The following is an 8826-nucleotide window of genomic DNA, read 5'->3' as shown; positions in this document are numbered from 1 at the left end:
TCTTTAGAGCAGGCGAAAAAGGCGCCTAGTGTAAGGACCGGCGCCAGGCAAGGCGACGATTCAATCTGAATTACGGCGCGCGAGGTGCGGTCACAACCCATAGAACCCGATGAAAGGACACTTCTATGCGCGCCCTCCTCCCTTTGCTGGCACTGACCGGCCTGTTTTATCTGGGCCCTGCCAGCGCCGAATCCCTGGTGCCGCCCCGGACGTACGCTTACCGCCGCGCCCGATAGCGAAGCCATGGCGCGGCTGGTAGTCAGCCGCGACAACATGGCGCGAATGCCTGCGCGGTGGACTTGTATGTGCAGAACCAGTTGGTGGCGCAGTTGGCGCCCAAGCAATCCATTGCGGGGATGTGCCGGCGGGGAAGTGTCGATCAGCGTGTCGCGCGGCGGGTCGGGGTATTGCGTAAGTGATATGCCGGCCAATGCGCAATCGGCGGTGTTTACCGCTGGGGAAACCCGCGAGTTCCGCATTGTGGTGGACGACACCGGGGCGTTTCTTTCCCCGGCCGATACGCAGGCGCCGTAAGCAACGGCTTAGCGGTTGATCACTGCAGGGCCGTAGCCTTCGAGAAATTCCGGCGGCATGGCTTGGGCTTGCCGGTGCTGAGTTCGATGCACACGAGGTGGTTTTGGCGCGCAACAACGTGACGCCGTCGGCCGGCCGGGTGAGCTGGAAATGGCGGCTCATGCGCAGTTCTGGTCGGACTCGATGATCCAGGTCGCCACCTGCAATTCATCCCCTCATAAGCACTCGCCAGGTAATCCACCTCATGGCGCACGACGGCCATGGCCCGGTCCAGACGGCGGTATTCAGTGAGATCCAGCCCCAGACTCTGAGAATGCCGCCAGGCGCAGCGCTCTAGCCAGCTGACGTACACGGCATTGTTGGCGTGACCGAGACCGTCGATGTCGTCGGCAACGACCTGCAGGTCGATCACAAATGGCGTTCGCAAATCCCAGTTCATACGACTCTCCATGGCGGCGAGGCGGCAGTTTAGCAACGTGGGCGAGAAATGGGCGACGGGATAAGGATCGTGAATGGCGCCTGGCAATTACGTCGGCCGCTGCGCATCCGTAGGAGCCACCTTGGTGGCGAAGCTTTTGTTTGCAGGGTTCGCCAGCAAGCTGACTCCTACAGGTTCAAACCCCAGAAAAACAAAAGGCCATTCCATTGGAATGACCCTTCAAAAGTCCGCAAAGCGGATAAATTGGCGTCCCCTAGGGGACTCGAACCCCTGTTACCGCCGTGAAAGGGCGGTGTCCTAGGCCACTAGACGAAGGGACAAAACCTTCAAAAACAAGGCCAGCATTAAGCTGGCCCGTGGCACTCGTAAAGCGTAGTGCAAAATTGGTGGAGATAAACGGGATCGAACCGTTGACCTCTTGCATGCCATGCAAGCGCTCTCCCAGCTGAGCTATACCCCCAGATTATCGCCTCACGGCTCACAGCGCCTTGCGGTGCTGCATTTTAAATCGTGGCGTCCCCTAGGGGACTCGAACCCCTGTTACCGCCGTGAAAGGGCGGTGTCCTAGGCCACTAGACGAAGGGACGCAAAACCCTTCTAACAACTCAACCCGTTCTGAGAACCGGTTGTGGCAAGCCTTTCGGCTTTAGAGATTGGTGGAGCTAAACGGGATCGAACCGTTGACCTCTTGCATGCCATGCAAGCGCTCTCCCAGCTGAGCTATAGCCCCATCTCGAGGACGGGGCGCATGTTAAGCGTGAGCCTTGGGGCTGTCAACAATATTTTCCTACATACTTATTTTTTTAGCTGGAAGAACAACTACTTACCCTGCCCTTCCAGCTTTTGCCAGCCGCCAACGCCGCGAAAATCGCGGGTTAAGCGATGCTCGCCAGCAGCTTTTCCACTCTTTGGTTTCTTTCTTCGACACGCCACCGAGCAGTTCGATGGCCTGGCGCAGACGGAAACGCGTGAGGTCCGGCCCGAGAATTTCCATGGCATCCAACACCGACACGGAACTCGCCTGGCCAGTGATAGCCACGAACATCAGCGGCATCGCATCGCGCAGTTTGAGTTCCAGGTGCTCGACCACCGCCTGAATGCAGCCGGTGATCTTGTCTTTTTCCCACTGACGCAGCGCTTCGAGCTTCCACAGAATCAACTGCATCACCTGGCGCACCTGCTCCGGCGACAGCTTCTTGTGCTCGAACAACGCAGCATCCAGCGGCAACGCGCCGGCGAAGAAGAAGTTGGCCAGCGGCGCAACCTGGCTCAGGGTTTCCACCCGCCCCTGCACGTGCGGGGCGATTTGCATCAGGTATTCGGGGTTCAACGCCCACTTCTGCACCTGCGCGGCGAAGTCTTCGACGCTCAGCTCGCGAATCCACTGGCCGTTAAGCCACGAGAGTTTTTCCAGGTCGAAGATCGGCCCGCCCAGCGACACACGCTGAATGTCGAAATGCTCGACCATCTCGTCCAGGGTGAATTTCTCGCGCTCATCCGGCATCGACCAACCCATGCGGCCGAGGTAGTTGAGCATCGCTTGCGGCAGATAGCCCATGCGCTCATAGAAGGTGATCGAGGTGGGGTTCTTGCGCTTGGAGAGCTTGCTCTTGTCCGGGTTACGCAACAGCGGCATGTAGCACAGCTGCGGTTGTTCCCAGCCGAAGTATTCGTACAGCTTGATCAGCTTGGGCGCCGACGGCAGCCACTCTTCGCCGCGCAGCACGTGGGTGATGCCCATCAGATGGTCGTCGACCACGTTAGCGAGGAAGTAGGTGGGCAGGCCGTCGGTTTTCATCAGGACTTGCATGTCCATGCGGTCCCACGGAATTTCGACGGTGCCGCGCAGCATGTCCGGCACCACGCACACGCCCTCGGTCGGCATTTTCATGCGGGTTACGTGCGGCTCGCCGGCGGCGATGCGCTGGGCCACTTCGGCTGCCGGCAGGTTCATGCACAGGCCGTCGTAGCGCGGGGTTTCTTTCTTTTCGGTTTGCTCGGCGCGCAGTTTGTCGAGGCGCTCGGCAGTGCAGAAGCAGTGGAAGGCGTGGCCTTTTTCCACCAGCTCGGCGTTGTATTTCTGGTAGATCGGGCCGCGCTCGCTCTGCCGGTACGGGCCATGCGGGCCGCCGACGTCCGGGCCTTCGCTCCATTCGATACCCAGCCAGCGCAAAGCGTCGTAGATCTGCTGTTCCGACTCGCGGGTGGAGCGCAACTGGTCGGTGTCTTCAATACGCAGGATGAATTCGCCGCCGTGCTGACGGGCAAAGCACAGGTTGAACAGCGCGATATAAGCGGTGCCAACGTGCGGGTCACCAGTGGGGGACGGCGCGATACGGGTGCGTACTTTAGTCATGGACAGTCTCGAATCAGCAGATCAATTAATAAGACACTTCGCCGCCGGCACCGGAGCCAGCAGGCGAGAATTCAGAAAGTGGGCGGCAATGTTACCAGCCGCACCACGGAAGGCTCCAGCAAACTGCCGTCCTCCAGACGCAAGCTGCGCATCAGGAAGTCCAGAAAGGCTTTGACCTTCATGGCCTGGAAACGCCGCGACGGGTACACGGCATACACCTCGCCAATCGGCAGACGCACATGGGGCAGCAATTCCACCAGTTGCCCGCGTACCACCTGATCTTCACTAAGCATCAACGGCAGCGCGGCTATGCCAGCGCCGGATAACGCCGCCTCGCGGGCAAACGTCAGGTTGTTGCACGACAGCACGCGCTGACAGGGAATGTTTTCCCCCAGAAGCGGCCAATAGCGGATGGAGTCTTGCGGCAACAGAATGGCGCGGTGATTGGCCAGATCGCCCACCACGTTCGGCGTGCCGTGGGCCGCCAGGTAAACAGGGCTGGCGCACAGACGGCGGCCGCTGGAAAACAGCTTGCGGGCGATGAGCGTCGAGTCCTGCGGCTGGCCGATCAGAATGGCGATATCGACGCCCTCCTCCAGCGGGTCCACATGCCGCGAGGTGATTTCCACCTCGGCGGTGATCTGCGGGTACTGCAACATAAAGGCGCCCAGCACCCGACCGAGAAACAATTGGCCAAATTCGATGGGCGCGGTAATGCGCAGCAAGCCGGACGGTTCCTGCTGCAGCTGCATGACTGCCTGCTCGGCTTCAGCAAAATCCAACATGATTTGCCGGCAGCGCTCGTAGTACGCCTGCCCGACTTCAGTAAGGCGCAATTTGCGCGTGGTGCGGTTCAATAAGCGCACACCCAGCCGCTCTTCGAGCAAAGCAATGCGCCGGCTAACCGTCGACTTCTGCATCGCCAACACCTGCGCGGCCTGGGTAAAACTGTGGCATTCCACGACGCGGGTGAAGATCAGCGCATCATCCAGCCCCATTATTGTTCCCCATAAGCAACAAAGTTTCTGAATTGTATCGGCTATATAGCCGCATGGAACACTGTTAGATTCGCTTACACTTTTTGCCTGCCTTTTAAGCACTTGCCTACGAGCACCCGCATGCCTGCCCAACTACAACGCCGTCTTTTTGTGTTTATCGCCCTCGTCGTCATCGTCGCCGGGGCATTCTTTGCGCAGTGGTTTTTTGTCGGCCGTTTCGTGGAAACCACCGACAACGCCTACGTTCAAGGCGAAATCACCCGTGTTTCCAGCCAACTGAGCGCGCGCATCGACAACGTGTTGGTGCATGACAACCAGCACGTGGAAAAAGGTGAATTGCTGGTGGTGCTGGATGCAGAAGACTTCCGCATCGCTGTCGACCGCGCCGAAGCCACCCTGGCCACCCGCGAAGCGGAACTCGCGCAATCGCAAAGCAAGCTCACCCAACAAGACAGCATGATCGCCGCCAGCGCTGCCGACGTCAGCTCGTCCGAAGCCAACCTGGGCCGCGTGCAAATGGACCTGTCCCGCGCACAAACCCTGCGTAAACCCGGCTATGTATCGGAAGAGCGCGTCACCACCCTGGCCGCCGACAACCGCGTCGCTCGCTCGCAAGTGAGCAAGGCCCAGGCCGACCTGCAGGCCCAGCGCCAACAAGTGAACTCGCTGAACGCCGATATCAAACGCCTGCAGGCGCAGATCAAAAACGCCCGCACCGACCTCGAACAAGCCAAGCTCAACCTCAGCCGCACCGAAATCCATGCGCCCATCAGCGGCATGATCGGCCAGCGCGCCGCGCGCAGCGGCCAATACATTTCGGCCGGCGCCTACCTGATGTCGCTGGTCCCCGATGAAGACATCTGGGTACAGGCCAACTTCAAGGAAACCCAGATCGGCGAGATGCAGCCCGGCCAGAAAGCCGAACTGGAATTCGACGCTTACCCAGGCAAATCCATCGAAGGCACGGTGCAGAGCCTGTTCGCCGCCTCGGGCGCGCAGTTCAGCCTGCTGCCGCCAGATAACGCCACCGGCAACTTCACCAAGGTGGTGCAGCGCATCCCGGTGAAGCTCACCTTCGCCGCTGATAACCCGCTCAAGGGCAAAATTCGCCCGGGCATGTCGGTTACCGTGAAAGTCACCATCAAGGCTGATGACAGTGGCAGGTGAAGAACTGGTTCGCCCAGTAGGCGAACCGTCACGGCGCGATTGGATTGCGGTACTGAGCGCCATGCTCGGCGCCTTTATGGCCGTGCTGGATATTCAGATCACCAACTCCTCGCTCAAGGATATTCAGGGCGCGCTGTCGGCCACCCTCGAAGAAGGCTCGTGGATTTCCACCTCCTACCTGGTGGCGGAAATCATCATGATCCCGCTCACCGCCTGGCTGGTGCAGTTGCTCTCGGCGCGGCGCCTGTCGGTGTACGTGTCCATCGGCTTTTTGATCTCTTCCCTGCTTTGCTCCATGGCCTGGAACCTGGAAAGCATGATCGTGTTCCGCGCCATGCAGGGGTTTACCGGCGGTGCGTTGATTCCGCTGGCCTTCACCTTGGTGTTGATCAAGCTGCCGGAAAGCAAACGGTCGATTGGTATGGCCTTGTTCGCCATTTCCGCCACCTTCGCGCCCTCCATCGGCCCGACGCTGGGCGGTTGGCTGACGGAAAACTGGGGCTGGGAATACATTTTCTACATCAACGTGCCGCCCGGCCTGCTGATGATTGCCGGCCTGCTTTACGGCCTGGAGAAAAAGGCGCCGCACTGGGAGCTGCTGAAAAGCACCGATTACTCCGGCATTCTCTCCCTCGGTATTGGCCTGGGCTGCCTGCAGGTTTTTCTGGAAGAAGGTCACCGCAAAAACTGGCTCGAGTCGTCCTTTATCGTCACCCTCGGCAGCATTGCGTTTACCAGCCTGATCACCTTCGTGATCGTGCAGCTCTCCAAGCCAAATCCGCTGATCAACCTGCGCATTCTGGCCAACCGCAACTTCGGCCTGTCGAGCATTTCCAGCGTGGGCATGGGCGTGGGCTTATACGGCTCGATCTATTTGCTGCCGCTGTATCTGGCGCAGATTCAGGGCTACAACTCGATGCAGATTGGCGAAGTGATCATGTGGATGGGGGTTCCCCAGCTGTTTCTGATTCCCTTCGTGCCCAAGCTGATGAAGTTCGTCTCACCCAAATGGCTGTGCGCGGCGGGCTTTGGTTTGTTTGGCCTGGGCAGCTTTTTGTCCGGGTCGCTTAACCTGGATTTCGCCGGCCCGCAGTTCAACCATATCCAGCTGCTGCGCGCCTTTGGCCAGCCGTTGATCATGGTGACCATCTCGCTGATCGCCACCGTGTTTATCAATGTGCAAGACGCCGGCTCGGCCTCCAGCCTGTTCAATATCTTGCGAAACCTGGGCGGCGCCATCGGCATTGCCCTGCTCGCCACCCTGCTGGATGCCCGTTCCAAGACCTACTTCGACTACCTGCGCGAATCGATTGTGCCGAGCAACCCGCAAGTAGCCGAACGCCTGAACAGCCTGACGCAAACCCTGGGCAACGAAACGGCGGCGCTGGCCAAGCTCAGCGAGATCACGCACCAGCAGGCGATGATCATGGCCTACAATGACGCCTTCCATTTCGTCGGTCTGGCCATGGCCATCGGCATGGTCGCCATTCTGCTGACCAAGGCGCTACCCGCTGGCGCTACCGGCGGCGCGGCGCACTAACCTTATTCATTCACCACACGCCGGCGCCTAGCCGGCGTGCGCTTTTCAGGCTTCCCATGTCGTCTACGCTCTCCCCTCGCGCCCGTTCGCTGGTGCTGCTGTTGTCCTTTGCTGCGGTGTATATCGGCTGGGGCACCACGTACCTGGCCAACCACTTTCTCCTGCTGGAACTGCCGCCCTTCGTCATCGTGACGCTGCGCTTTTTCCTGGCCGGCAGCCTGGCGTTGATCTGGGTATTCGTCAGCGGCCAAGCGCGGATTCAGCGCAGCGACTGGGGCGGTGCGTTTATCGGCGGGCTGATGCTGATCACCGTCGGCCAAGGCGCCCTGCTCTACGCCAACCAATTCCTGCCCACCGGTTTGCTGGCGATGCTCTACACCACGCTGCCGATCTGGAGTGTGGCGCTGGAATGGATATTGGGAGACCGGCCGCCACTGTGGGTGCTGTGCGGTTTGACGCTCGCCTCCATCGGCATCGTGCTGCTGATGAGCAACGGCCTGGGTAGCGCCGCCACAGCTCAACAGTGGTTTGCCGGCAGCCTGGTAGTGGCCGCGACCTTGATGTGGGCCGTGGGCGCGTGGCTGCTGCGCAGTCGGCCGTCGTTCCGCTCCACCTGGTTGGGCATGAGCCTGCAGATGCTGATTGGCGCGCTGATGCTGGCGTTGTTTGCCGCCTGGCGTGGCGAATGGCATGACCTGCACCTGTCGCAACTGTCGGTGCATGGCTGGTGGTGGTTGGCCTACTTGGTGCTGCCGGTGAGCCTGGGCGTGTACCCGGCGTACTTCTGGCTGCTGCGTGAAGTGCGGCCGAGCCTGGTGTCGACCTTTGCCTTCGTGAACCCGGTGATTGCTCTGTTGCTGGGCTATTTGCTGCTGGGTGAAAGCTTGGGGATGGCCGCCTTGGTGGCGTGTCTGGTGACGCTGACCGGGGTAATGTTGATCATCTTCGGACGCCGCTGAAAAATTGATGGGTTTCGCTGCGCTCTACCCATCCTACGAGAGCCCGTAGGATGGGTAGAGCGCAGCGAAACCCATGCCGTGCAAGCCCTACTTCCAATCCTTCAATGCCTGATCCGCCGCCTGGTTCAATGGCTTGGCCATCAACCCGGTTGGCGACAGGCTCACCGCGTAAACCGCCCCATCCGCCATCGGCAAATACGTCACCCGCAGCGCCTGCGGCTTGAACAGAAACAGATCGTGCTGCCCCAGCCGCAGCCAGCGCCACAGGTCGATGCCATAGGGGCTACGGGCCAACGTGGCGGTCGCGTTTTGCGCCAATTCTTGCTGTTCAATGGCCAGGAAACGCCCGGAGAGTTTTTCCAACCGATAACCCGGCTGCAAGCCAATCAGCGCCGCCAGCCCGCGCCATTCAAACATCCGCGCATCCAGTTGCCAGAGGTCGCCTTCCAGGTTGACGGTGCGTTCATCAGCGCCTTCCAGCAGGGTGACGCGATAGCGCTGCGGGCCTTCGGCCTGGAAGCTCAGGGTGACGATGGGCTTGTCCTGCGGCAACGCGTCGTAGCTGACCAGGTCATACGCCACCACGCCGATCAGCGCAGCCAGCGCCAGAAACGCCAAGCCCACGGTGCCGCGCAGCCAGCCGAGAAACCAGCTGCGGTTGAGCAGAATTCGTGCGGCGACCAATACGGCCAGTAACGCCAGCAGGGCGATGCCCCACGCCAGACCGTCATACTGCATAAAGCCAATTCCTTCTGCGGCAAATAGGCGGCATTATGCGCAGCCGCCCCGTCCACGGCCAGCCGGCATTCGGCGCAATCTGACACCAGTCGACC

The 8826-nt window shown here is 60.3% G+C and carries 7 protein-coding genes, 4 tRNA genes and 1 pseudogene; 4 read left to right on the top strand and 8 right to left on the bottom strand.

Going from position 1 to position 8826, the window contains the following annotated elements; translation table 11 throughout:
- Nucleotides 1-303: 303 nt before the first annotated feature.
- Nucleotides 304-534 (top strand): hypothetical protein, encoded by a 231-nt coding sequence (locus AC0V2S_RS22420; RefSeq protein WP_475511630.1) that lies wholly within the window; start codon nt 304-306, stop codon nt 532-534.
- Between the two features lie 8 nt (nt 535-542).
- Here AC0V2S_RS22420 and AC0V2S_RS22415 read toward each other — a convergent pair.
- From AC0V2S_RS22415 to AC0V2S_RS22385, 7 genes and pseudogenes are all read right to left on the bottom strand, one after another.
- Nucleotides 543-973 (bottom strand): annotated as a pseudogene (locus AC0V2S_RS22415) (acyl-CoA thioesterase).
- Nucleotides 974-1217: 244 nt separating this feature from the next.
- A tRNA-Glu gene (locus AC0V2S_RS22410) sits at nt 1218-1292 on the bottom strand.
- Nucleotides 1293-1357: 65 nt separating this feature from the next.
- Nucleotides 1358-1433 (bottom strand) — tRNA-Ala (locus tag AC0V2S_RS22405).
- Nucleotides 1434-1484: 51 nt separating this feature from the next.
- Nucleotides 1485-1559: transfer RNA gene (locus tag AC0V2S_RS22400), tRNA-Glu, on the bottom strand.
- 68 nt (nt 1560-1627) lie between these two features.
- Nucleotides 1628-1703 (bottom strand) — tRNA-Ala (locus tag AC0V2S_RS22395).
- Between the two features lie 93 nt (nt 1704-1796).
- Nucleotides 1797-3329: a glutamate--tRNA ligase gene (gene gltX / locus AC0V2S_RS22390; RefSeq protein ID WP_475511629.1), complete on the bottom strand. Its 1533-nt coding sequence runs from the start codon at nt 3327-3329 to the stop codon at nt 1797-1799.
- 71 nt (nt 3330-3400) lie between these two features.
- Nucleotides 3401-4327, bottom strand: coding sequence for a LysR family transcriptional regulator (locus AC0V2S_RS22385; RefSeq protein WP_475511628.1), 927 nt, complete (start codon nt 4325-4327; stop codon nt 3401-3403).
- Between the two features lie 120 nt (nt 4328-4447).
- On the opposite strand from AC0V2S_RS22385, the gene AC0V2S_RS22380 reads away from it, so the two are divergent.
- The 3 genes from AC0V2S_RS22380 to AC0V2S_RS22370 are packed head-to-tail and all read left to right on the top strand — an operon-like array spanning nt 4448 to nt 7993.
- A complete protein-coding gene (locus tag AC0V2S_RS22380) occupies nt 4448-5494 on the top strand; it encodes an HlyD family secretion protein (RefSeq protein WP_475511627.1) in 1047 nt (348 codons plus the stop codon).
- Nucleotides 5484-7034: an MDR family MFS transporter gene (locus AC0V2S_RS22375; protein ID WP_475511635.1), complete on the top strand. Its 1551-nt coding sequence runs from the start codon at nt 5484-5486 to the stop codon at nt 7032-7034. Before AC0V2S_RS22380 ends, AC0V2S_RS22375 begins: the two co-directional genes overlap by 11 nt.
- 56 nt (nt 7035-7090) lie before the next feature.
- A complete protein-coding gene (locus AC0V2S_RS22370) occupies nt 7091-7993 on the top strand; it encodes an EamA family transporter (protein WP_475511626.1) in 903 nt (300 codons plus the stop codon).
- Between the two features lie 87 nt (nt 7994-8080).
- Here the strand turns inward: AC0V2S_RS22370 and AC0V2S_RS22365 are convergent, their stop codons facing one another.
- Complete coding sequence (locus tag AC0V2S_RS22365) at nt 8081-8731, bottom strand: hypothetical protein (protein ID WP_475511625.1); 651 nt, start codon at nt 8729-8731, stop codon at nt 8081-8083.
- Nucleotides 8732-8826 lie beyond the last annotated feature (95 nt).

The sequence above is a fragment of the Pseudomonas sp. CC11G genome (assembly GCF_056174845.1).
Note: the sequence above shows the minus strand (reverse complement) of the source record. Positions and strands in the feature narration are given on the sequence as shown.